A 23588-nucleotide genomic window follows, 5' to 3' on the forward strand; every position below is an offset into this window, starting at 1 on the left:
TCGACATTCGAGTACTACTCCCCACCGTAGACGTCGATACGAATTGGCGTGTCTGCGCCAATACGCCCGCCTTTCAATCTTTCTTGGAGCTCATCCCAGCGATGATGACCTCCAACTAGCGTTCCCCCAGGCGTAGAAGCAATTCCATCTCCCGGCGCCGCGTTGTTAATACCATCAAGGAGTTCCTCGTCGCTCAAATACTCATGATACCACTGCGATGCTGGATCTCGCGTACTCTGTCCCTCGGTATACTTATCAGCGAGATCGCCGGCGCTCTCATAGCGTGTCGACCAATTTGGACACGACCCAGAATTGTGCACCAGCGCTGGCGTCTTCCCCGCCAGTGCATAGTACGTGTGCAGGCCCTGAATGGTCAGGTTGTGGACCGTCGCGGCCTGCGTCCACGCCTGGACCGCGGACACCTGTACCCACGTACCGGATGAGGTCTGCAACCACATCCCCGGAGCCAGGTCGATCGCATCGACCCATTCCTCCAGTTCGGGAACCCAGAACGGGTGGCCGTCCGTCGCCACGATCACGTCACCGGCCGCGACCGGTCCAGGAACACCCGCCCCCTCGTCCCCAGAGCCGGACTCCGTGTCCCCGCTTTCGGAGACCTGGCGCTCGGTGGTCGGATCCACCGTGATCTGCACCAGGTCCTTGGCCCCGGACCCGATGATCGTGGCCAGCACCGTCCGCGATGTCTGCTCACCCGTTTCGGGGTCGGTGGCCAAGACCTTCTCGCCAACGTCGACCTCTTCGATAGGCATGGTCGATCCGTCGGCCATCACCACCGCGGTCCCCGGCACGAAACTGTTGCCGATCGGACAGGAGATGTTGTCGAGCTTGCGGTTCGCCCGGCTCAGGCCCCTGACCCCGTCGATCAGATCACCGCCGAGCTCAGCGATCCGCCGCCCTAGCTCAGCGGCCTTGCCCCACCGCAATCCGTACTTCGCCGCGATCTTGGTCGGCAATCCGCCCACGAACATCGTTGCCACGTTCAGCGCGGTCTCACCACACGCGCCCAGATCACCGGTGGTGAAGCACTCCAACCCGGCGGTGATTCCCAGCTCGTCCGCGACCAACTGCGCCAGCCCGGTCGCGGCCGAGATGAGTTTCTGCTTGGCCTCTTCCTTCTCCGCCTGGGCCTGACGATAGGCCTCCGACTGCTGGCTCTGATAGGTGCCGCCGCCCGAACCGCCAGATCCACCAGACCCGCTGGAGGAAGTACCCCCGTTGATTCGTGTCCGCCACGAAGGCGTGGATACCCATCCCGACCAGCCGGTCTGCGGCGTGTAGTAGGACGTCTGTTCCCCACTGTGGTCGTACATCTTCGACGTGTTGTTCGGGCCCGGAGTGATGGTGTAGCCGCCCGGACCGCAGATGTCGATGCACAGCGGAGCCAACCCGTCGGGGTCGGTGTAGGTCACCGGATTGTTGTAGGCGTAGGTGTAGCCGTGCATCTGCTGGTGGTCGGTCACGTCCATGACCGGGTCCACCGAGATGAACCGGCCCAGGGACGAGTCGTAGGCACGCGCACCGAGCTGCGTCAGTCCGGTGGAGGAGTCGACCGTGCCGCCGACGAACCCTCGCTCCGAGGGCCAGCCCGCGGCGGCCCCCGTTCGGCACCGAACACCGACATGTACCGGTGCGAGGCCTCCCCCGTGCGGGCGTTCACCGCGACCTGGCCAGTTCCATGCCGGTCGGCGTGGATCCAGGAGAGGGTCCCGTCGTTCTCGCGTACCGCGACGGTCTCCCCCGCGTGGGAGTAGAACCGGGTCGCCTCCTTGAGCAGCGACTCCTTGTCCAGGCGCAGCTCCATCCCCGGCAGGTACAGGGTCGCCGACTGCGGGTCGCGGCGGATCAGGCGCTGGCCGTCGGCGTCGTAGGTGTAGGTGGTCTCGGAGCCGTCCTCCTCGGTGACCCGGGCCAGGTTGCCCTCCGCGTCCCACTCCAGGTCCTGGTCCCGGGAGGCGGTGGTGCGGCCGGTCATGTTCCCGGCCTCGTCGTACGAGTACTGCTCCAGGCGGTCCCCCGAGGACCCGGACTCCTCCACCTCCGTCAGCACCTGGGGGCGCAGCCCGGTGGCGTCCCCGTGCGTGTAGGTGCGGGTCACCCCGCCGCCCGGGCCGTGCTGCACCTCACTGGTGCGGTTGCCGAGCCGGTCGTATTCGTAGGAGTGCCAGTAGGGGGCCGCCCCGCCCAGGGCGTCCACCGCCGGTTCGTCCGCGCACGCTTGCTCGCCGGTGGCGTCGGGTGTCCACACCTCGGTCATGCGGCGCATGTGGTCGTAGGTGAAGCACTGCACATCCGCCTGGAGGTGGTCGGCGGTGGGCTCGTCGCGCAGGTTGAGAACGTTGCCCGCGTCGTCGTAGGTGTAGTACTGGTGCACCAGCGACCCGGTGATGCCGCGTTCGGGTACCAGCGTGGTCTGGTCCGTGCGCCCGGTGGCCGGGTCGTAGTCGCGGGTCATCCAGGTGGCGTGGGTGTCCGACGTGTCGATGTCCATGGCCAGCTGGCGCAGTTCACCGGTCTTGTTGTAGACGGTGTCGGTGACGTAGTCGGTGAACCCCGACATCCGCGTGGGCATGCCGAGCTCGTTGTAGGAGTAGGAGACAGTCTCCTGGCCCAGACCACCGGCGGCCGGCATCGTCTGCGCCCGCACCGAACCGTCGAGGTTGTACTGGGTCGAGAACCGGTAGCGTCCGCCCAGCATCGGTTCGCTGGAGGGGATGCGGACGTCCGTGGTGGTGGGCCGGTAGAACTGGTCGTAGCGCACCACCGCGGTGGTGTAGGCGCTGCCGTCCACGTAGCGGGTGGACGAGGTCAGGTGCCCCTTGGCGAGGGTGTCGTACACCCACTCGGCCCGGAGCGGCCCATCAGGAGTGTCGTCGTGCAGCCCGAGCTGGCGGCCGAGTTCGTCATAGGAGTAGGCGACGGTCTCACCGCGCGCGTCGGTGGAGGTCACCAGCTGGTCGAGCTGGTTGTAGGTCATCGTGGTGGTGCCCGAGACGGGATCTTCGGTCTGGACCAGGCGACCGCGCAGGTCGTAGGTGTGCTCCCAGACACTGCCCTCGGGGTCGGTGACGGTGGCCAGCTCGTCGTTCTTGGCGTAGGTGTAGGTGATCGCGTCGAACTCGCCCTCGGGCGTGCCGCCGTGGTGGGTGCGTACCTCGCTCAGACGTCCCTGGGCATCGACGAGCGAAGTGGTGGCCACGCCTCCGTCGGGTGGGGTGACCAGCGTGCGGTCGCCCTGGTGCTCGGTGCTGGTGCGCCATCGCTCCTCGCCGAAGGCGACGTGCACGTTGGCGGTGACGCGGCCCGCACCGTCGTAGACGGTGACGCTCTGGCGGGGGATGTCGGCGTCGTTGGCGACGGCGAACAGGCTGTCCTCTGGGGTGTCCTGGTTGTAGTAGGGTTCGCGCTCCTTGACGACCTGCCCGCGGGTGTCGTGGAAGGTGTCGGTGATCAGGCGTCCGCCGCCGGGGGCGGGGCTCTGGGTCTGGCGGGGGCGCAGGAAGGCGTCGAAGATCTCGTAGCTGGTCGTGTACTCGGTGGAGGTCCGCAGGGTGTGCGAGACGATCGAGGTGGGGGCGTCCTGACGGACGTGGTACTCGAACTTGGCCGTGGGGATGTCCGTGGCCTGGTCCCGGTCGGGCAACCACACATCGGTGAGCCGCCCCAGGGGGTCGTAGGCCATGGTCATCGTGCGGTCGTTGGCGTCGGTCTCGGCCACGGGCAGGCCCCGGGCCGGGTCCACGACCGTGGTCGTGGTGTGGCCCATCGGATTGGTCTCGGTGACCGACTCGGGAAGGCCCGAATCCGTGAAGGTGTACTCGGTTTCGGTCACTCCACCGGAGGCGTCGGTCTCGGCGACGGTGTTGCCGTAGGCGTCGAACTCGGTTTCCTGGACCGTCTGGTAGGCGGGGTCGCCGCCGTCGGAGTAGGAGTCGAGTTTCCTGGTGCTGGTGGGCAGGCCCCGGGTCGGGGTCGCCCCGTGCTCTGCGCCGTCGTAGAGGACCAGTTCGTCGGTGATGACGTCTTCGGGGCGGTCAGGGGTGTCCGCACAGTCGACGGCGAGGGTTTCCGCGCGGGAGACGAGGTTGAGGATCCAGGCGTCGGTGTTGTCGACGTGGGTGGTGTTGACGCACTTCTCGTCCCCGTCCACGGCCGTGTCCCCGTGGTCGCGGACCTGGGTGATGGCCCCGTCGTCGTTGATGGTGTTGTCGACCCGGGTCTCACGCCAGTCGCCGTCCGAGGTCCTGGTGAGGCTGATCTGCTGCTCGACCTGGACCTTGGTGGCGGTCTGCTCGCCCCAGTCGTGGGTGACCTTGGCCGTCTGTTTCCACCAGGGAGTGCTGATCTCCTTGGAGATGTCCCGGCCGCCCTCGCCGTCGCGGGTGATGACCTCGCGGACGGTGCCGTGGAGTTCCTTGTGGTCGGTGTGCTCGACCCCGCGGGAGTCGGTGATGACCGCGGAGCGCTCGCCGGAAGGCTGTTTGTCGCCGTCCATGCCCTGGAAGTACAGGTACTCGGTCTCGGTGCGTTCCTCGTTTTCGTGGCCGGTGCGGACGATGACGCGGTCGTAGCCGCGCCAGTCGGCCCAGGTGCGGTACTTGTCCTTGACCATGCCGTCGGCCTCGGTGTAACGCCAGGCCGGGGTGCCGACGTAGTCGTAGCTGGTGGTGAGCGTGGGCTGGTCGGTGACCAGGTCCACCTCGTTGACCTCGGTGACCACGTACTTGTGGAACCAGTCGGTCAGCTCCACCCCGCCCTCGGGTGTCCACTTCACCGGGTAGCAGCGCTTGGTGTTGGCGTGCGGGTCAGGTGTGTCGCCGGGTTCGCACTCGGGTTCGGAGTAGGTGATGTCGAACTGGCCGCCGGACTCGGTGTAGATCGAGGTGACGCGCCACCTGAGCATCGGTGCGATGTCGTCGCTGGTCGAGTCCACCCGGTTGGGCATCTGGGTGCCGGCGAAGCTGATCTTGGGCATGGCCTCGGTGCCGCCCACGTGGCCCGCGTGTTCGATGGAGTCCAGCCACAGGGTGGGCCCGGTGCCGTCTCCGGATTCGGGGAAGGAGTGCTCGAAGGACCAGGAATCGACATCGGCGTAGTCGCCGTCCTGGTGGATCTGGGTGGTGATGGTGTCGAGCTTCTTGGTGGACCAGAAGGTCGGTGAGTGCCGTCCCGTGCAGGACTCGCCCGACTCGCAGTCCTGGTCCAGGGGGACGTCGGGCCAGTGTTCGGCGTGGTCCGAGGTCCGCTCGTCCGCGGCGCAGTCGAAGGAGTCGGTGGCCAGGCAACGCTCGGAGGAGGAGAAGACCACCCGGGTGGGGGCGGTGGCGTAGACGTCGTCCTCCCGCAGCCCGTACTCGATGCGGGAGACGTTGGCCGCCCGCACGTAGGGGGTGGCGGTGTTGGTGAGGTTGCGGCCGTAGTGGTTGGTCTCGGCGTCGTAGTAGAACGTCATGGCGTTGCCGTGCACGTCCACGACGTAGTCGAGGTTCCACTTGTTGGCCTGCTGGCACCAGGAGTCGTCGAAGTCGGAGTCGTAGCAGGGCTGGCCCGGCTCGGGGGCGTAGACCGGCAGAGTCTGCGCCGAATCGGTCTCCGGGTCGCCGCTGGACCAGCCGGGGAGGCGGTTGCGTCCGAAGAAGTACTGGGTGCCGTCGGGGGTGGTCACCTTCCAGTACTCGCCGTCGTGGGCGCCGTTGGTGGCGCCGGTGAGCCGTTCGACCCTGGTGCCGTCGTCGTTGGACAGCCGGTAGCTGCCGTCCCCGTGCTTGACCAGCGCACCGGAGTGCCCGCTCATGGACAGGGTGACGTTGTCGGTGTTCCAGCACAGGTCGCCGGTCTCGTGCCCGGAATCCACACAGGCGGCGTAGCGGCGCTCGATCGCACCTGGAGCGTAGGCGAATCCGTCGCCGATCCAGGAGGTCTGGTTGTTGGAGGTGGCGATGCGCCCGTCCACGCCTCCGGAGGAGTATCCCAGCCCCACGGCGGGGCTCAGGTCGCTGGGAGCCGGGGGCGCGGGGAAGGAGTACGACCAGGAGAAGTCACCGGACTGGTTGTTGACGTTCCAGGACGAGGCGGCCGAGAGCTGAGTGGCGCCGTAGTCTCCGTTGCCGCCGGCCGGCGCCGCGCTCAGGGCCACCAGGGTGCCCTGCTGCGGGGCCGCGGCCACGACCGCGTCGACGGTGTGGTCCCGTTCGTTGTTGTCCAGAACCTGGGGGGAACCGAACGAGACCTCCTCGTCCTCCTCGCAGGAGTCGTCGAGAACGCACTCGTTCAGTTCGACGACGTCCAGGCGGGAGGCGTAGTCCCCGCCGAAGGCGGCGGCGAAGTCGGAGTAGTCCACCCCGAGTTCGACGGGGGCCACGGTGGGAGAGCCGTCCGTCCTGGTCAGGCGAAGGAGGATGCCGTTGACCCCGGCTTGTTCGGTCTCGGGCCGGTCCATGACCTCGACCCGGACCGACTCGACCGGTTCGGGTTCGGCGGAGGCGTCCAGGGCCGGTGGGGTGTCTTCAGGGGCGATCGGCTCCCTGCGGAACTCGTCCCGAAGCGGGGTCGGGCTGCTCTCCGGGGAGGGGCTCGCCGTTTCCGGTGCTTCTTCGTCCGGCTCGTCGTCGGTCCTCGGGCTCTCCTCGCCATCGGGACCCGGCACGGCCTCGCCCTCAGTCGGGGCCGGTGGCTCCTCCTCGCCGTCCGGAGGCGATTCTTCGCGACCGGTCTCCCCGTCCGGTTTGCTCTCCCCCTGGGACTGCGCGGCCCAGTCCCGCCAGTGTTCGGGTACCTCCCAGCCGTCGAACTCCTCACCGGTGACGGCCTCGACCGTGAGCTCGGTGTCGGTCTCGGCGCCGAGGGTGCGCGCCCTCGCCTGTCCCAGATCGACATCGGTGCTCGACGCTTCGGGCCACGACACCGCTTCCGGTTCGGAGAGCGAGGCCCGGGCGACCGCGTCATCCTCTTCCAGAGCGGCCGCGGCTGCGGCACGACCCTCCACAGAGGCCTGTTCCTCCACCTCCGGACGTGGGTTGAAGGCCGTGGCGGACGCCGGAAGGGTGTTCAGCAGGCCGGCCGCGACGACAACGGCCACCGAACAGGTGATGCCACGGCGGACCGGGCCGGGACGGGCGGGGGTGTCACTGCGCGGGGTCACAGCATTCCTCCTGACCTCCACCGGTCTGGTGAAGGACGATCACGGGGGCAGGGGTGAGGTCAGTTCTGGACGGTGGGGAACAGGCCGCTGTAGACCTGGGAGATCGCTGGTTCGTTGAGTACGCCCTGGTAGGCGTGGACGTCGTCGAGGTCGCCGGTCCAGAAGTAGGCGTTGGCCCCGCGGTGCTGGCCGCTGCCGAGGCGGAGTGGGCCATCGGCATGCCACGCGTGGTCGACGGCGGCCCGGGACTCCTCGAACCCGTTGACGTACAGGACCAGCTCACCGGTGGTGTGGTCGTAGACCCCGGTCAGGTGGGCCCACTCCCCCAGACGGGCCGCGGTGGAGGAGAAGGCGTAGGTCCAGCCGGCCGAGCCCTCCGTGGGCGCGTCGTCGTGGGGTGCCATCTTGAACACCCAGGAACCGTTGGATCCCTGGTAGCCGAGGTGGAAACCGCTCTGGAACTCCCCCGCCTGGCTGACGGCCGAGGTGTTGAGCCCCTCCCCGGTCTCGTCCAGGCGCACCCAGGTCGAGACCGTGAAACTGCGGTCTGTGCGCGCCGCCGGACCTGGGGCCTCGGCGTACTCGTCGAGACCGTTGAGCCGCAGCCCGGGAGAGAAGGTGACGTCGTTGTCGGCGGCGTTCCAGGCCGTGGCGGGATCGGCGTGCAGTGTCGCCTCCAGGCCGTGGTCGGTGGAGTCGGCCACCGCGGTGCCGTCCCACTCGTCGAGTGTCCACCGCCCCTGGGCGGCGGGGTGGTTGGCCAGGTTCCACACCTCGGAGGCGTCGTCGGTGGCGGCCACGGTCTCGTTCAGGACCAGGCGGTCCCAGACCTTGACGTCGTCGACGGCTCCGGGCCAGAAGTAGTTCTCGGCGCCCTGGAAGAGGGATCGGCCCATGGTGAGCGGCCCCTGGGCGTTCCACGGTCCGGTGTGTGTGGCGGTGTTCTGTTCGACCCCGTCGACGTAGAGGACGATCTCGCCGGTCTGGGCGTCGTGGGTGCCCACCAGGTGGGTCCACACCCCGACCTGGGCGGGTGCGGTCGAGGTGGCGTAGGCCCAGTCCTGGGAGCCGTCCCAGTACTGGTCCTCGGGCGACATCTTGAACACCCACTCGTTGGTGTTGCCCTGGTAGCCCAGGTGGAAGGCACTCTGTTCCTGCCCCTCCTGCGCCACGGCGGTGTGGTGGGCGTCGGCTCTGTCGAGCTTGACCCAGGCCGACACGGAGAAGGTGCCGGAGGTGTCGACCCCGGAGTGGTCGGCGGTGATCTCGTCGTAGGGGCCGGGGTCGCCGTCGGTGTAGCCGCTGGTGTGCACGGCCGTGCCCTCCAGCCGCGGCGAGGGGTTGGTGTCAGGGTTCTCGACCGTGCCGACACGGCCCCGGACCCACTCCACGCCCGTGGACAGGGCTGCGTCCTGGTCGGGGTTGGCGCTGTCGGCAGCGGTGGTGCCCTGGCCCTCGTCGAAGGCGAAGTGCGCCACGGGGTCACTGGGCGGCGCCACGAGGAAGGAGTAGACCAGGACGCAGTCGGAGGAGTTGCCGAAGGAGTCCACGGTGCGTGCGTAGACGCGGTTGGGTCCCTCCAGACGTGGTGTCAGGGTGACGGTCACAGATCCGCCGGGCTCCTCAGGCGTGGCCCGGTGGGCACATGAGTCGTCGTTGAGCCCGTAGGCGTATTCCTGCGCGCCCCCGACGCCGTTGTTGGCGAAGGTGAACTCTCCGGGACGTCCTGTGGAACCGTGGAGTTGGTCGCCCGCCGGGTAGTCGGTGGAGGTGACCTCGGGCCCCTCCTCCGGCCGCGCGGTGCTGACCATCAGGTAGCAGTAGTCGCTCCAGCCCGACCAGGAGGTGCCGTCGTTGGCGTTGGCCCGGTAGCCGATCAGCACGTCCTCGGGCAGTTCGGCGGAGCGCACCGACTGGTAGGAGCCGGAGGACCAGACCGCGATGTCGGTCATCGCGGTGTCGACGTCGCCGAGGCGTTCACCGTCCACCCACCAGGCGAAGCGGGTCTTGACCTTCTGGCGGTTGGCCGAGGTGGAGTCGCGGTCGCGGACGTAGGCGGTGAAGGTCGGGCGCGTCTCGTTGATCAGGCGCGGGTCGTCGGGGTCGGTGGCGCACTCACCGCCGTGGGAGTCCGACAGCTTGGTGGGGACCTCGGGCGGGTTGTTGTAGTCCACCTGCAGGGTCGGGTTGTAGTCGAAGCGCCGCCAGTCCCAGTTGCTGGAGGACCTGGTCTCGTTGCCGCGCAGGCCGACCGTCGTGGTCGCGTGTCCGGCGTCGCGGCTGTACAGGTAGCCGTCGGTGGCGTCGAACTCCACGGTCGGGGAGGTTCCGCCGGGGCAGTTGCTGCGGCCCGCGTTGATGGTCCGCGTGTCGAGCTTGTCGTCCCAGAAGGATGAGGAGGTCTGGGAGTTCCAGGTGGTGCCGGAGGTGATCGCGTTGGTGCGCCACAACTGGATGCTGGCGTCAGTGCACCCGTAGGCGTGGGTCACTCGGGGGCGGAAGGTCGCGCGGACGATGTCGGCGTCACGGGTGCGCGAGTCGACGCTGAAGCGCCAGAACGCCCGTTTGGTGCTGCCGTCGTTGGGTTCGTAGCCGACACCGGGGTCGTGGGAGGAGGAGTAGTTCCAGTACGACTGGCTGGGGTAGTTGGCGTTGACGTAGGTGCGCCCGACCCGGTCCACCGCGAGTGAGGGGTCGATGTAGACGGGGTACTCGGTGGAGGGGTCGGTGAGCATGTCGCGGTCCGGGACGAGCCGGATACTGTCGGGAGCCAGGTCCACGTCCACCAGCGCGCTGCGGGCGCCGGTGGGAGCCATCAGCGTGGCATCCTCCGTGGGGCCCTCGCTCTCTGTCGGGTCCTCAGCGGACGCGGAGTCCCACATCGCCGGGGCCACGGCGGTGAAGACGCTTTCCTGGCCCTGGTCACCGACGGCTTGCAGCGTGCCGTTGTCCGCCATACGCATGGTGACGCCCTCAGTGGCCAGTGCCATGTCCAGTTCGGCCAGCCCCTGGTGCTGGGCGGCTTCGGGGGTGTGGACGACCAGGACCTGCCCGAACCCGTCCACGCCGGCGGTCAGGACGAGGTCGACGTCGGGCAGGACGTCGGCGTAGGTGGCCTGGGGGCCGTCGAGTTCGGGGGCCGGGAGGTCCTCGTGCCAGCCAAGTTCCACGGCGTTGGAGCCGATCCCGATACGGGCCAGGTCCTGGTCGCCTCCGCCGGAGAAGGCGAGCTCGGCGCTGACCGCCCTGGGGCGGACCGTGCCCTGGGCGTCCTCCACGAGGTCGGTGTCCACCGGGGTCCAGCCGTCGTCGTCGCGCACGCGTACCGGGTGGGCGCTCTGCTCCATGGTGAAGCTGCCGTCGGGGTTGGCCAGGTGCCGGGTGGTCTCGGTGGTGGCACCGGGGATCTCCACCGGTTCACCGGTCTCGCTCGCTTCCTGGACCGCCGCTCGTTCCCCCGAGTCGGCGGCGAACGGGGATGCGGTCGACGTCGGGGCGTCCGCCGAGGCATGTGCCTGGGTGCTCAGCAGGGGTGTGAGTAGGACAGTGGACAGGACGGCCGAGCCGACGACTCGCACTGCGCGGGACATGGCAAGCGCTCTCCAGGTCCAGGATGGGGGATCGGACACCGTGTGGGGCAACCACGTCTCGTGCACGCGGTCCACGGTGCGCCCTGGAACCGGAGGAGAAGTTAGCAGCCGAATGGAAACACCAGGTGTGTGACGGACTGCACATCACGTGGCGCACGAGTTCACGACGTGCACCATCGCTCCAAAAAGTGGAACCCAGTCCCATTGGGTCCGCATATGGCCGCTTTGTTCGCGTTTAGCACCGCACTGCGTGCCACCAGTGCAAACGAGGGATGGCGGTCCTTTCGGCCACAGGGTGTCCCGTGCCGAGCAAGAAGGCTCTGGTGTGGAAGGGGTGCCGGCTCCGGCGCGGCGGGGGCACGCGGCCCGACCGAGCCTGATCCTCCGACGGCGGTGCCGCCGGGGGCGGACCGCCGCCGGCTCAGTCCTCGGCGTCCGGTTGTTCGCCTCTCGGGGTGAACACCGCCTTCCGCGCCCGCCGGGGCGTGACGACCTCGTGCAGGGCGGGGTCGGTGAGCAGCACCACCGGGGCGATCCGGTGGGGCGAGAGCGGATACCACTCCGGCAGGGCCCGCTTGATGACGGCCCAGGCCTCGTCCGTGGCTCCTCGTGCGGCCAGGTCGCGTGCCGCGACCAGCGCGCGTTCGAAGGCGGGCGGCTCCGGAGCCCGGTGCGCGGCGATCCAGGCCCCGCTGTCGGCGGCGGTCACCGGCAGGTCGAGGCCCGGCACGATCTCGGCCAGGAGCCGGATCGCGTGGTCCGCGTCGCCGGCCCCGTTCCGGCCGGCGGCGCGCAGGAAGAGCGGGACCGCCTCGGACCGGACCTGCTCGGTGCCGATCTCGGCGACCACGTGCGGGCGGTGCAGCAGGCCGCGCAGCTCGTGGTGGGTCGCGCGGGCGTCGAGGAACGCCGACAGCACGACTCTCAGGTAGGCGGCGGCCCCGGACCCCTTCTCCTGGGCCCGGAGGAACGCGTCCAGGGCGTCGCCGACCCGGCCGTCCAGGGCCGCGCGGCGCCCGGCGGCCAGCAGTTCCTCGGCACCCTCCGGGCGCACCGGCCGACCTTCCGAACCGCACAGTTCCTCGAAGGAGACGCGCTCGTCGACGACCACGTCGGCGAAGGACCGGTGGCGCTCGCCCAGCCCGGGATACCAGCTCGCCCACACGTAGGCGGCCCACTCGCCGTCGGGCGAGACGTCGCCCGCGTCCAGCAGCCAGTACTGCGCGTCGCCCTCGTCGGAGACCAGCAGCGCCGGTCCGACCAGGTCCTCGCCCAAATACTCCACGGGAAGGGCCACGTCCTCCAGGTCCGCCAGCCAGCCGACGGTGGATGTGCCGCGCAGGCTGTACATGAACGTGCCCATGGTGCTCCAGCCGTCGGACGCGGCGAGGAAGGAGCGGTAGCTGGGCGGGAGGGTGCGGCCGAGCCGGTGCTCCAGCGCGGTGATCCGGTCCTCGGTGGCGCCGTCGTAGCCCAGCCAGGACGCCGAGCGCTGCTCCTCGCTGACGGTGTGCAGTTCGTCCTCGTCCTCGACCCGCAGCATGTCGGCGCTGAACCCGGCGAGGAAGGACCTCCAGTCCCCGACCGAGCGCGGGGCACCGGCCACCAGGCCGCCGACGATCCCCGCGTACGGTGTCGGCGCCCCGCCCGTGGCGTAGCGGTGCCCGGTGAAGGACTCGTAGGCGCGGTCGGCGGAGAAGAACCGCACCCGCCCCAGCTGGAGTCCGGAGCCACCGCTGTTGCGGGTGATCTCCAGGCGCAGGTGCCGGTACGGCGTGTCCGCTTCGGAGCCGCGGCTCACGTGGAAGTCGCGGGCCAGGTGCCGCCCGGGGAAGGACTCGTCGGAGCGGGTGTCGAGCGTGACCCACGCGTGTCCGTCGACCGAACCCCTGAGCTCCCAGGCGCACGGGTCGCGGTCGGCGGGGCCGTGGGCGGAGACCAGGACGTAGTGCCGCAGGTGGACGGGCTCCGTCAGGGTGAAGTCGAGCCGGTCCGCGCCGCGCCGGGAGAGCCACGTGGCGGAGGTGCCGTCGAGGAGGTTGAGGGCGGCCCCACTGGCTCCCGTGTGCTCGTCGCCCGCCCGCACATCGCGCACCCTGTCGGTGACCTCGCCCGCCGATGCGACCTCGTCCAGGTCCCGCGTGCGGAGGACGACCGTGCCGCCGCCACCCTCGCGGTCGGCCCAGGTGAGCCGCGCGACCGGGGCACCGCCGTCCTCGACGAGCAGACGCAGGTCCTCGGGCTCTCCCTCACCGCCCTGGACCCGGAACCAGTGGCCGGTGCTGTCCGGCGGACGTTCCGCCAGGACGCCCCGCCACGCGTGCGGCGTGCCGCGCGGGGTGATCCGCACGCCGGTGAAGGTGGTCATGTCCGGGTCGAACCCCGCCACGGCCTCCGCTCCGTCGAGGTCGCGCCAGCCGAGCTGGGCCAAGGGCACGGACCCGCCCGGCTCGAACCGGACGACGAGCCGGTGGTCCGGCAGCCACTCCCCTGTTCCGGCTCGCTGCCGTTCGGTGAGGAAGACGAGGGCGGGCGCGTTCTCCGGCATGGGGCTCCAACCTGGGCGGGGGTGAGCGTCCGGAGGCGGGTCCCGCGGGCGCCCGCGGCTCCGGACCAGAGCAGAGCCTACGGGTGCGCTGCGACACTCGCCCCGGCACCGGCCTGCCGCGCGGGCCACCCGATCACGGCGCGGAACGCGGAACCGGAAGCCGGGACGGCCGCCCGACGGTCGCTACGCCTGGTGCACGATCTGGATCAGGTTGCCGCAGGTGTCGTCGAACACGGCGGTGGTCACCGGCCCCATCTCCAGGGGCTCCTGGGTGAAGCGCACCCCGTGCCCGCGCAGCCGCTCGTACTCCGCGCGCACGTCGTCCACGGCGAAGGCGGTGACCGGGATGCCGTCGTTGACCAGCGCCTCCCGGTACGGCTTCACCGCGGGATGCCCGGCCGGCTCCAGCAGCAGTTCGGTCCCCTCGGGCTCCTCCGGGGAGACCACGGTCAGCCACCGGTCCTCACCGATCGGGACCTCGGTCTTCTTCACGAAGCCCAGCACGTCGGTGTAGAAGCGCAGGGCCTTGTCCTGGTCGTCGACGAAGACGCTCGTCAGGTGGATCCTCATGGTGTGGTCTCTCCTTCGTCGGGCCTGGTCCACCGCTCGGCGATGTGCCGCAGCGGCGCCGTGTTCAGGTCGTGGAACTTGTAGCGCCCCTCCCGCCGGCTCTCGACGAGTCCGGCGGCCTCCAGCACGGCCAGGTGCTGCGAGACCGCTTGGCGCGACATCGCCAGCTCGTGCTTCATGCTGAGCCGCGAGCAGATCTCGAACAGTGTCTGTCCGGGACGCTCGGCGAGTTCGTCGAGGATCGTCCGGCGGGTGGAGTCGGCCAAGGCTTTGAAGACATCATCGGCCATGCGCCCACTATAGGCAAGCATGTGCTTGCCTATCAAGTCGTGACCTGCACGGTCGCCATCAAACCTCGTCCGGCCCGAACCGACCACCGACCCGTCCTCGGCGCGGCGCGGCTCCCTCACCGCCCCTCCGCCTCCGACCCCACCGCCAGGGGCACGGCGCCCTTCGCGCGCGCGCCGCCCGGCGGATCAGCCGTCGAGGACCTCCTGCGGCGCCCCGCTGATCGCGCCGCGTTCCAGACGCGTGGAGTACTCCACGCCCACCCCGGCGAGCGCGGCGACCTCGCTGCGGCGCGGCCCGGCCACGCGCCGGTTCGACACGGTGGGCAGTCCGACCCGCTCCGGAGTGACGCGGGCCCGGGGAACTCGCGTCCTCCGGCACCGGACCGCCGCCCAACGGGCGCAAACGGCACTCCGGGGACCTTCCGGCCAAAGGCCCGGGTATCTCCGTTCGCCGGATACGGGCCGCACGTCCTCTCTAGGGTCGTGCGGAACGATCCCGAGGAGCATCGATGCCCAGCCCAGTGGAGCACCCCCTCCCCCGCGACCCCTACCGGAATCTGGTCCTGCTCGCCCTGCTCACCCTGTCCGGGCGGCCGCCCGCCCACGACCTCCTGCAACGGGCGCACAGGTCGGTGACCGCCTCCCTGCCGTGGGGGCGGCGCAATCCCCGGGCGCACGAGTACGCGCGGGTCCGCCGGCGGGTCCTGCGGCGGGCGCTGCGCGACCGCGGCACGCGGCGCCACGCCGGGTTGCGCATCACGCCCCTGGACGGTGTCGGCCCGCTCGCCCGCGCCCTGGCGCCCCTGGACGGACTCGATCCGGCCGCACGCGCCGGACTCGCCCTGGTGCGGATCGAGCGGATGGCACCGGAGCAGGCGGTCGCGCTCCTGCGATCGGTCGGGGTCCGGGACCCCGACCGAGCCCTCGACCAGGCGGCCGACGTGCCCGACGGCTACGGTCCGCCCGATCCCACCGTGGTCCGCGTGAGCGGGCGCGGCGCTCCGCCCGGACCGCCCCTCCTGGTGGCGGCCGGAGCCGCGGGGCTCGCCCTGGTCCTGGCAGCGGTGGCCCTGGGCGGCTCCGCGCGTCCGGAGGAGCGGCGCGGGCCGATGTCCCCGGCGGTCACGGCGACGGCGATCACGGATCCGCGGGCGTGGCGGGAGAGCTTCCGGCTGGACCTGTCGGCCTGGCACGCCAGAGGCGGAGCCGTCGACGACGAGGCGTTGGTAGGCGAGGCCGTGGCCGCCTGGGCCGACCGCGGGGAGGCCCCGCGCGACCCTCGACTCGTGTTCGCGGGCCGGGTGGACGGACGCGACGTGGTGGTGCTGCACGACACCCCGTGGACGGCCCGCTACACCCGGGACGGGGAGGACTCGGAGGTGGAGGTGTTCGCCGAACCCGCCAACGGAGTGGCGAACTGGCCCGCTCTGCGCCTGTCCGAGACGGCCGAGGGCGTGCGCTACCTGCTGCCGCCGTGGGTCACCGAGGCGGCGTGGGCGTCCCTGGGCGCTCCGGAGGACGGGTGGTCCGAGGCGGCGCTGGACGGGCACGGCGTGACCGGCCCCGTGGCCGCCGGGGAGCACTGCGGGACCGGCCCGGTCCTGCGGCTGCGCGCCCCCGAGGTCGCGCACGGACAGCCCTACACCGTCGTCGACCTCGACGGCTTCTCCACCGCCCACCTGGGGTACATGCCGCCTCCGCCCGCCGAGATCCGCCGTCTGGGGCCGCACGAGGTGCTGGACCCCGAGCACGGCTTCGACCTGTGGGGCGAGGCGGCCTGCGCGGGCGGAGTGCCGCGCGGGGCCGTGGTCGCGGCGACGGCGTGGGAGTTCGCCGAGCAGGAGCTGCCCGGCGGGGGTACGGGCCGGTGGGTGTGCGTGCGCTACGGCACGCACGACGGCGGCGGTCTGGCGCGCGCGGTCCTGGTGGCGGAAGGCGAGGAGGGCACCGAGGCGATCACCGCCGGGGAGCGCCGGGGAGGATGGGAGTGCAGCAACCTGGACCGCCAGGTGGCGGCGGGCACCTGGTGGCAGGCGGACGACGGCCGGTGGCACTACCTGGCGGCGGCCTCGCGCGAGGTCGCCGACCTGCGGGTCTCGGGCGCGGCCGACGGCGGCGGTGACGGCCCCGTCCTGGCCGCGGAGGGGCCCCGGCGCGGCGACGGCCCGCCCGCCGGAACGGTCACGGTGAGCGCGGTGAACGTCCACGGCGACCCGATGACCTTGTTCGCCGACTGACCGTGAGGATGTTCAGTGGCTTCTCCGGAGGGTCCGACTCACCGACTGACCGACGCCGACAGGTGGTCCTGTATCCGATGTGTGGCCCGCTCGGGGAAGCGACCGCACGCGACCGGACAGGCGTTCGTGACCTCATGGGCTTGGTCGAAAAGCCCGCCACGGTCCTGTCCGCCCGCCCGGCCGGCGCGTGCCCCGGTCGCGTCCACCGACGGTGACGGGCCCCGACGGCGGCCGGGGCCGCCCGCGGTCGGCGGTGTCCGGAGGTCGTCGCGACACCGGTGATCGGCCGCTCGCTCGGAGCAGCCGAGCGCGGCGCTCGGCCGGGGCCGGACACCGTCACGCACCCCCGGCGGCGTCGGCGGCCACGGACCACCGTGGTCACAAACCCCCGGCGGCGTCGGCGACCACGGACCACCGTGGTCACAAACCCCCGGCGGCGTCGGCGACCACGGACCACCGTGGTCACGCACCCCCGGCGGCGTCGGCGGCCGGGGGCGGGCACTCCCCGCCCGGCTCCACGGCGAGTTCGTAGTGCCACAGCTCGTTGGCGTAGGTCTGGCACAATCCGAACTCCGCACCGAACCGTGAGAACCAGTCCGCCGCGTCGGTGTACCCCACGTCCACCGCGTCGCCCGTCACGTGCGATGACTCCTCGGCGGTGGCCACCCAGCGGGCGGCCTCCTCCTCGCTCCCGTAGGTCGTCACGGCCGCCTCCAACAGGAACCGCTGGTAGCGCTCGCTGCGCCACCCGCTGGTCACGACCACGTCCACTCCCTCGGCCTCGGCCGCGGCGGCCGCCTCGCGCACGGCCGCCCACAGCCGCGGGTCGAGCCGTTCCAGCGCGGGGACCTCGGCCGACAACTCCAGCCCCTCCCCCTCGGGCACGTAGCCGTCCTCCTCGGTCAGCGGGGTCAGCCGGGTGACCGGCATCCGCTGGGCGGGACCGGGATGGCCGTCGCCGCCCGTGGGACCCGACGTCCAGCCCGCCCCGCCGCCCGCCGAACAGGCTCCCACCAGTACGGCGACCGCCAGCGGCGTGCCCGCCAGGGCCGCGACCACCGTGGACCGACGCGATCTCGCCATGCCGTCCCCCTTCGTTCCCGGGCCGGGCCCGACGCCCGGCGCACGGCGTCCAGGCCACCAAGGGGGGTGTTGCGCCCGCGTAGGGAAAAGACGCAACACTGGCGCAACACGGCCCTCTCCTACACTCGGATCCCGGAGTCGCCCGCGGAGGCGCCCGTGAACAGGGAGGACGGCGTATGCGCGTGCTGGTGGTCGAGGACGAGCCGTTCATGGCCGAGGCCCTGCAGTCGGGCCTGCGCCAGGAGGCCGTCGCCGCCGACCTCGCCCTGGACGGCGACGAGGCCCTGGAGCGCGTCGCGGTCCACGACTACGACGTCGTCGTCCTGGACCGCGACATCCCCGGCACGCACGGCGACGACGTGTGCGCCGTCCTGGTGCGCGACCACCCCGGCACCCGCGTGCTCATGCTCACCGCCGCGGCGCGGCTCCGGGACAAGGTCGACGGCTTCACGCTGGGCGCCGACGACTACCTCACCAAGCCGTTCGCCCTGGAGGAGCTGGTGATGCGCCTGCGCGCCCTGGCCCGGCGGCCCGTCGCCGCGGTCGATCCCGTGCTGGTCCGCGGCGACCTGCGGTTGGACCCCTACCGGCGGGAGGCCCACCGGGCCGGCCGCCCGCTGCGCCTGCCGCGCAAGCAGTTCGCGGTCCTCGAAACGCTGTTGCGCGCCGACGGGGCCGTCGTCACGGCGGAGACGCTGTTGGAGAAGGTGTGGGACGAGCACGCCGACCCCTTCACCACCGCGCCCCGGGTCGCCGTGTCCCACCTGCGCAAGGCCCTCGGCGCCCCGGACCCGATCATCACGGTGCCGGGGGTCGGCTACCGCCTCGTGGTCCCCGGGAGCCAGGGGTGAACCGGCCCGCGCGGCGCGGGCTCGGCGCACGCCACCGGCTCACCCTCGCCCTGGCCGCCTTCCTCGTCCTGGCCGGGCTCACCGTTCTGACAGGGGTGTACGCGGTCCTGCGCTTCGTGCCCGCCTATCCGCTCACCACCTCCGACCCGAGCCTGCGCGGGCAGGTGAACGTCACCTCCCGCGGCCAGATCCTGGAGGCCCTCGTGCAGGTCTCCGGTGTGGTGCTCCTGGTCCTGGCCGTCATCGGCCTGGTCGGCGGCTGGTTCCTGGCCGGGTGGGTCCTGCGCCCGCTGCGCCGGGTCGACGCGGCGGTCCGGGTCGCCGCCACCGGCCGCCTGGACCACCGGATCCGCCTGGAGGGGCCCGACGACGAGTTCCGCCGCCTCGCCGACGCCTTCGACCACATGCTCGACCGGCTCCAGGACGCCTTCTCCGCCCAGGAGCGGTTCGCCGCCAACGCCTCCCACGAACTGCGCACCCCGCTGGCGATCACCGCGACCATGCTCGACGTGGCCCGGCGCGATCCCGGCCACGACCACGCCGTGCTGCTGGAGCGCCTGGACGTGGTCAACGCGCGCGCGGTCGGCCTCACCGACGCCCTGCTGCGGCTGGCCGCCGTGGACGCGGTCACCGCCGCCACCGGGCCGGTCGACCTCGCCGACGCGGCCGGGCGGGCCGCCGCCGACGTCGCGGCGGAGGCGGAGCGGCGCGGCGTCACCCTGGAGAGGGACCTGCGGCCCGCCGCGTCCCGCGGCGACGACGAGCTGCTCGTGCGCATGGCCGACAACCTGCTGCGCAACGCGGTGCGGCACAACACCGAGGGCGGCACCGCGTGGTGTTCGACCGGCCGTACCGGCGACGGCGGCGCCGTGCTGCGGGTCGCCAACACCGGAGCGGTCCACACCGAGGCGGGCGCCGCCCGGCTGACCGAGCCCTTCCTGCGCGGCGGGGGCCGCACCCGCCGCGGCGGGGAGGGCGGCCACGGTCTGGGCCTGGCGCTGGTCTCGCGGGTGGTCACGGTGCACGGCGGCGCCCTCGACCTGCGCCCGCGCGAGGGAGGAGGGCTCGACGTCACGGTCACCCTGCCCGGTCCCGGCTCCAGGGGAACCGGCGAGTCCTGACTCCCGGGGATCCGACGGCCGGTGGCCGCGGTTCCCGCCCTGTCGGCGCCTGTCGACGCCTTCGGCCGGTTCGATGAGGGCGGGGGCGGCCATGGTGCTGCGCGCCTGGCCGCCCCGACAATGGGGGTGGGAGCCGCGGCGTCCGCCACCCCGCTGGACGGAATGGCCTTCGCGCTGGACCCGGTCAACGAGGGCCGGGCCGCGACCGGCCAGGGCGGGGTCAGGGCCGCTCGGGTCCGGTGGTCCGCGGCTGCCAGGTGCGGAGCCGTCCGCACATGCCGAAGCGCCTCGGACCCGGGTGCGGTTCGGTGCGCACCAGCGCGGCGTCGTGCATGGCGCCGGGCTCGCCCCGCTCCAGCGCCGCGAGCTGGTCGCGGGTCAGCTCCGTCTCCCGCTCCACGTTCTCGCGCCAGATCCGGCGCCACGCGTCGACCCGTGGGCGCACCAGCTCCGCCGCGTGGCGGTGGAACTCCCGCAGGGACTCCGGACCGTGCTCCGCGACCGACGCGACGAGTTCGAGGTAGCCCTCCATCGCGAGGTCGCGGCGGGCCCGGGCCTGTCGGCCCAGCTCCTCCTCCGACGCGTCCGGGGCGAGCCGTGCGGCGTCGTCGTAGGCCTCCCGGTCGGCCAGCACCGCGCGCGGGAAGGTGAAGACCGCGTCGCCCGCCTCCGGGAGCCCCGCGTTCTGCATGACCACGGTGAGCTCCAGCCCGCCGTGGTTGACCAGCCGGTGCACCGTGCCCGGGCCGAACCACAGGACGGTTCCGGCCGACAGGTCCGTCACCTGTGCACCCTCGCCGGTGACCGTGTGCACCTGCCCGCGCCCGGCGGCCACCACGTAGGCCTCCGTCGACGCCGTGTGCATGTGCGGCGTTCCTCCGTGCAGGCCGTCGGCGGCCTCCCAGTCGTAGACCCGCAGGCCGCTGACGGCGGTGCCGCCGGGAAAGCGCGGTGTGCTCATGGCGTGAACTCCTCGGCCAGTGCCGTGATCTCCTCGGCCGCGCACATCCGGTCGACGAACACCAGCCGGTGGCGGAGCGCGAGCACGTCGCCGGGTGCGAGGGTGAGCGTCTCGTGGAAGGACGGGGAGGGGCTGAACACGGGGATGGGCTCCGTGCGCAGGAACCACGAGATCGGTACCGCGCCGGTGGTGGTCCCGGCGAAGGCGAGGACGGTCGCCCCGCCGTCGATCTCGTCGTGCTGCCCGCTGAAGGCGATCCAGTCCGCCCGCGTGCCCATGATGTCGTCGCCCCGGCGCCCGGCCGAGCTGACCGCGTCCGCGCCGGTCCAGGCGCGCGGACCGCGCCAGAACAGTCCGGTGTACCCGGCGGCGGGGCGGCCCGCGGTGGTGGGGCTGCCCAGTTCGAGCGCGCTGCCGCGCACGTTGGTCAGCGCGGTCGAGAAGTCCAGGGCCCACAGGCCGCGCTCACGGTCGACGGAGTGGAAGCGGTGTGTGCGGACCTCGGTCATCCACCGCTCGCCCTGGGAGTTCAGCCAGGTCAGGTCCTCGGTGCAGGCGGCCTCGCCCTCGCCTTCCTCCACACCCTCGAAGCGCTCGTGCCGGATGGACCCGACGTTGTCGAGCCAGACGTAGCCCCGGCCGTGCACATAGGTCGGGCCGCCCCAGAAGTTCTGCCCGGAGACGTGGGACCAGGTCATCTGCAGGCCCTTGTGCCAGCGGTGGTCCCACGGCCGCACGGCGGTCAGCGGCGCGCCGCCGAGTGTGCGCAGGGGGTGGAGGAAGGGTTTGGGGGCTTCGGCGGCCGGTGCGTCGGGCCGCAGGACGTAGCGGGCGATCTCGGTGCCGCACGCGCTCACGGTGAGCTCGTCGTCGGTCCGGGTGAGGGTGGGTCCGTCAGACACTGGTTCCGCTCTCCGTTCGGGTCAGGGCGCGCGCCGCGGCGCGCGGGTCGCCCCCGTGCATGGCGTGGTAGAAGCCGTCGTCGGGGGTCAGGTTCCGGCGGCCTACGGTCCGGCCGAGGATCGCCGAGCGGTACATTCCCGCGACGAGTTCGAGCGCGCGCCGTCCGTCGTGTCCGCCGGCGCGGGGCCGCTCGCCCCGTTCCATGGCGTCGAGCAGTGCCGCGAGCTGGGCCCGGTGCGAGCTCGGTACGTCCTCCTCGGGCCGCCAGGCGGCGACCGCCGCGTCCCCGTCGTCGACGTGCGGCGCCGGTGTCCAGCGCCAGTGCGCGTTGTCGTAGCCGTAGAGGTGTTCCAGCTCGACCGTGGCGTGCTCGAAGTCGAAGCGCAGGTAGCTGGTCTCCCGGGGTGAGAGGAGGCTGTTGACCACCGAGACCGTCGCGCCGCACTCCAGGCGCACGACCGCCGCCGACACGTCCTCGGTCTCGGTGGCCCGCGCGGACGTGGACATCACGGCCGTGACCTCGGTCCAGTCACCGAGCAGCGAGAGCATGAGGTCCATCTGGTGGATGCCGTGGCCCATGCTGGGACCGCCGCCCTCGGTGTCCCACCGGCCGCGCCAGGGGACCTCGAAGTAGGCGGCGTCGCGGTACCAGAGGGTGTGGCACACGCCCACGAGCGGGCGGCCGAGCGTGCCCTGGGCCAGGTGGTGGCGCAGGCGTTCGGCGCCCGAACCGAACCGGTGCTGGAAGACGTAGCTCGCGAAGGGGCCGCCGTCCCGGCCGCCCTCGTGCCCGGCGACCTCGTCGTACTCGGCGAGGGAGAGGGCGGGCGGCTTCTCGCACCAGACCCAGGCGCCGGCGTCCAGGCTCGCGACGACCGCGTCCTTGTGGGCGGCGGGCGGGGCGCACACGACGACGAGGTCGGGCGACTCGGCGGCGAGCATGGCGTGCAGGTCGGTGTAGCGGCCCGGGACGCGCCACCGGGCCGCGGTCGCGGCCATGAGCGCTTCGTCGGGGTCGACCAGGGCGGTGACCTCGACCCGGCCGCCCATGTCGGCGAGTGCTGGCAGGTGGACGCCGCGGGCGATGCCGCCGCTGCCGACGAGGGCCACACGGACCGGGGGACGGAGATCTGGCACGGGCACCCCTGGGAGTAAAAAGTGAACGTTCACTATTTGTGGCGCGGCCTAAGATAGTGATCGTTCACACGCGCTGTCAAGAACGCGGTCCGCCCACGAAAGCAGGTCCCATGGCCACGTCCGACCCGCCAGAGCGCCGGCCGACGCTGAAGGAGGTCGCCCGCGTCGCGGGGGTCTCGCACCAGACCGTCTCGCGCTACCTGCGCTTCGACGGCGGGCTCAAGGAGTCGACGCGGGAGCGGGTGGACGCCGCGATCAGGCAGCTCGACTACCGCCCCAACCTCATCGCGCGGTCGATGCGCACGCGCCGGACCGGGCGCCTGGCGGTCCTGTTGCCCAGCGCGGGGTCCTTCAGCCCGGACCGGACGCTCGCCGGAGCGGTCGCCGCCGGCCACGCGGCGGGCTTCGTGGTCGAGGTGCTGAACGTGGACGGCGACTCCGCGGCCCGCACCGAGCGCACGCGCGAACTCGCCGGGTCCGGGCAGGTGGAGGGTGTCCTGGCGCTGGCGCCGCTCGCCGCCGACGGCGAGCGGACTCCGGTCGGCGGCGTGCCCGTGGTCGTCTCCGCCGACTTCGACGATGACATGCGGGGCATCGGCGGCCTGGCCGACGCCTCGGTCGTCGCCGACCTGGTGGAGGGCCTGGCGGAACGGGGGCACCGGCGCTTCCTGCACGTCTCGGGGGATCTGGGATTCGCCTCGGCCAGGGAGCGCAAGCGCACGTACCTGGCGACGATCGAACGCCTCGGTCTGGAGTCCCACGGCGTGGTCGACGGCGACTGGTCGCCCGAGTCCGGCCGCGAGGCCGTGCGCGCGCTGCCGGCCGACAGCGGGGTCACCGCCGTCATCGCGGGCAACGACGTGGTCGCGGCGGGCGTGGTCCGCGGCGCCCTGGACCGCGGCTGGAGCGTGCCCGGCGACCTGAGCGTGACGGGGTGGGACGACAACCCGGTGGGCGCGTACCTGTCGCCCGCGCTGACCACGGTCGACGTCGACCGCGAGCGGTTGGGCGCCGAGGCCATGGAACGCCTGGTCGCGGCGGTCCGCGGGACCGAGCCGGAGGTCTCGGCGCAGCCCCTGAACCGGATCGTGTGGCGCGAGTCCACCGGCCCGGCCCCGCGGCGCGAGTGAGGCGTCGC

General features: G+C 71.9%; 15 protein-coding genes. 4 read left to right on the forward strand and 11 right to left on the reverse strand.

The window, feature by feature from the left end:
* Nucleotides 1-14 precede the first annotated feature (14 nt).
* The 7 genes from ADL05_RS31495 to ADL05_RS29280 form a co-directional block, all read right to left on the reverse strand.
* Nucleotides 15-1553: a polymorphic toxin-type HINT domain-containing protein gene (locus ADL05_RS31495; RefSeq protein ID WP_231640593.1), complete on the reverse strand. Its 1539-nt coding sequence runs from the start codon at nucleotides 1551-1553 to the stop codon at nucleotides 15-17.
* Nucleotides 1550-7159: a type IV secretion protein Rhs gene (locus ADL05_RS32235; protein WP_156365700.1), complete on the reverse strand. Its 5610-nt coding sequence runs from the start codon at nucleotides 7157-7159 to the stop codon at nucleotides 1550-1552. The genes ADL05_RS31495 and ADL05_RS32235 overlap by 4 nt, the downstream gene beginning before the upstream one ends.
* A gap of 59 nt (nucleotides 7160-7218) precedes the next feature.
* Complete coding sequence (locus ADL05_RS03110; protein WP_053615323.1) at nucleotides 7219-10749, reverse strand: LamG-like jellyroll fold domain-containing protein; 3531 nt, start codon at nucleotides 10747-10749, stop codon at nucleotides 7219-7221.
* 421 nt (nucleotides 10750-11170) lie between these two features.
* Nucleotides 11171-13297 (reverse strand): SMI1/KNR4 family protein, encoded by a 2127-nt coding sequence (locus ADL05_RS03115; RefSeq protein ID WP_053615324.1) that lies wholly within the window; start codon nucleotides 13295-13297, stop codon nucleotides 11171-11173.
* A 183-nt stretch (nucleotides 13298-13480) separates the two neighbouring features.
* Entirely contained in the window at nucleotides 13481-13867 is a 387-nt protein-coding gene (locus tag ADL05_RS03120) for a VOC family protein (RefSeq protein WP_053615325.1), read from the reverse strand.
* Nucleotides 13864-14157: a helix-turn-helix transcriptional regulator gene (locus ADL05_RS03125; protein WP_053615326.1), complete on the reverse strand. Its 294-nt coding sequence runs from the start codon at nucleotides 14155-14157 to the stop codon at nucleotides 13864-13866. Before ADL05_RS03125 ends, ADL05_RS03120 begins: the two co-directional genes overlap by 4 nt.
* Before the next feature lie 186 nt (nucleotides 14158-14343).
* Nucleotides 14344-14475, reverse strand: a complete 132-nt coding sequence (locus tag ADL05_RS29280) for a hypothetical protein (protein WP_369800881.1) — start codon at nucleotides 14473-14475, stop codon at nucleotides 14344-14346.
* 191 nt (nucleotides 14476-14666) lie between these two features.
* On the opposite strand from ADL05_RS29280, the gene ADL05_RS03130 reads away from it, so the two are divergent.
* Nucleotides 14667-16394: a hypothetical protein gene (locus tag ADL05_RS03130; RefSeq protein ID WP_053615327.1), complete on the forward strand. Its 1728-nt coding sequence runs from the start codon at nucleotides 14667-14669 to the stop codon at nucleotides 16392-16394.
* A gap of 462 nt (nucleotides 16395-16856) precedes the next feature.
* On the opposite strand, the gene ADL05_RS03135 is transcribed toward ADL05_RS03130, so the two are convergent.
* On the reverse strand, nucleotides 16857-17477 hold the full coding sequence (locus tag ADL05_RS03135) for a M15 family metallopeptidase (protein WP_053615328.1): 621 nt from the start codon (nucleotides 17475-17477) through the stop codon (nucleotides 16857-16859).
* Between the two features lie 176 nt (nucleotides 17478-17653).
* Here ADL05_RS03135 and ADL05_RS03140 point away from each other — a divergent pair, with 176 nt between their 5' ends.
* Complete coding sequence (locus ADL05_RS03140; protein ID WP_053615329.1) at nucleotides 17654-18328, forward strand: response regulator transcription factor; 675 nt, start codon at nucleotides 17654-17656, stop codon at nucleotides 18326-18328.
* Nucleotides 18325-19449: a HAMP domain-containing sensor histidine kinase gene (locus ADL05_RS03145; RefSeq protein ID WP_053615330.1), complete on the forward strand. Its 1125-nt coding sequence runs from the start codon at nucleotides 18325-18327 to the stop codon at nucleotides 19447-19449. Before ADL05_RS03140 ends, ADL05_RS03145 begins: the two co-directional genes overlap by 4 nt.
* 220 nt (nucleotides 19450-19669) lie before the next feature.
* Here the strand turns inward: ADL05_RS03145 and ADL05_RS03150 are convergent, their stop codons facing one another.
* Genes ADL05_RS03150 through ADL05_RS03160 form a run of 3 tightly spaced genes read right to left on the reverse strand, consistent with a single transcriptional unit; the run spans nucleotide 19670 to nucleotide 22450 of the window.
* Nucleotides 19670-20410: a cupin domain-containing protein gene (locus ADL05_RS03150; protein WP_053615331.1), complete on the reverse strand. Its 741-nt coding sequence runs from the start codon at nucleotides 20408-20410 to the stop codon at nucleotides 19670-19672.
* A complete protein-coding gene (locus tag ADL05_RS03155) occupies nucleotides 20407-21312 on the reverse strand; it encodes a PmoA family protein (protein WP_053615332.1) in 906 nt (301 codons plus the stop codon). Before ADL05_RS03155 ends, ADL05_RS03150 begins: the two co-directional genes overlap by 4 nt.
* Nucleotides 21305-22450, reverse strand: a complete 1146-nt coding sequence (locus ADL05_RS03160) for a Gfo/Idh/MocA family protein (RefSeq protein ID WP_053615596.1) — start codon at nucleotides 22448-22450, stop codon at nucleotides 21305-21307. The genes ADL05_RS03155 and ADL05_RS03160 overlap by 8 nt, the downstream gene beginning before the upstream one ends.
* A gap of 110 nt (nucleotides 22451-22560) precedes the next feature.
* Between ADL05_RS03160 and ADL05_RS03165 the strand changes: the two genes are divergently transcribed.
* Complete coding sequence (locus tag ADL05_RS03165; RefSeq protein WP_053615333.1) at nucleotides 22561-23580, forward strand: LacI family DNA-binding transcriptional regulator; 1020 nt, start codon at nucleotides 22561-22563, stop codon at nucleotides 23578-23580.
* Nucleotides 23581-23588: the final 8 nt, after the last annotated feature.

It is taken from the genome of Nocardiopsis sp. NRRL B-16309, from assembly GCF_001279585.1.
Classification (GTDB): Bacteria; Actinomycetota; Actinomycetes; order Streptosporangiales; family Streptosporangiaceae; genus Nocardiopsis.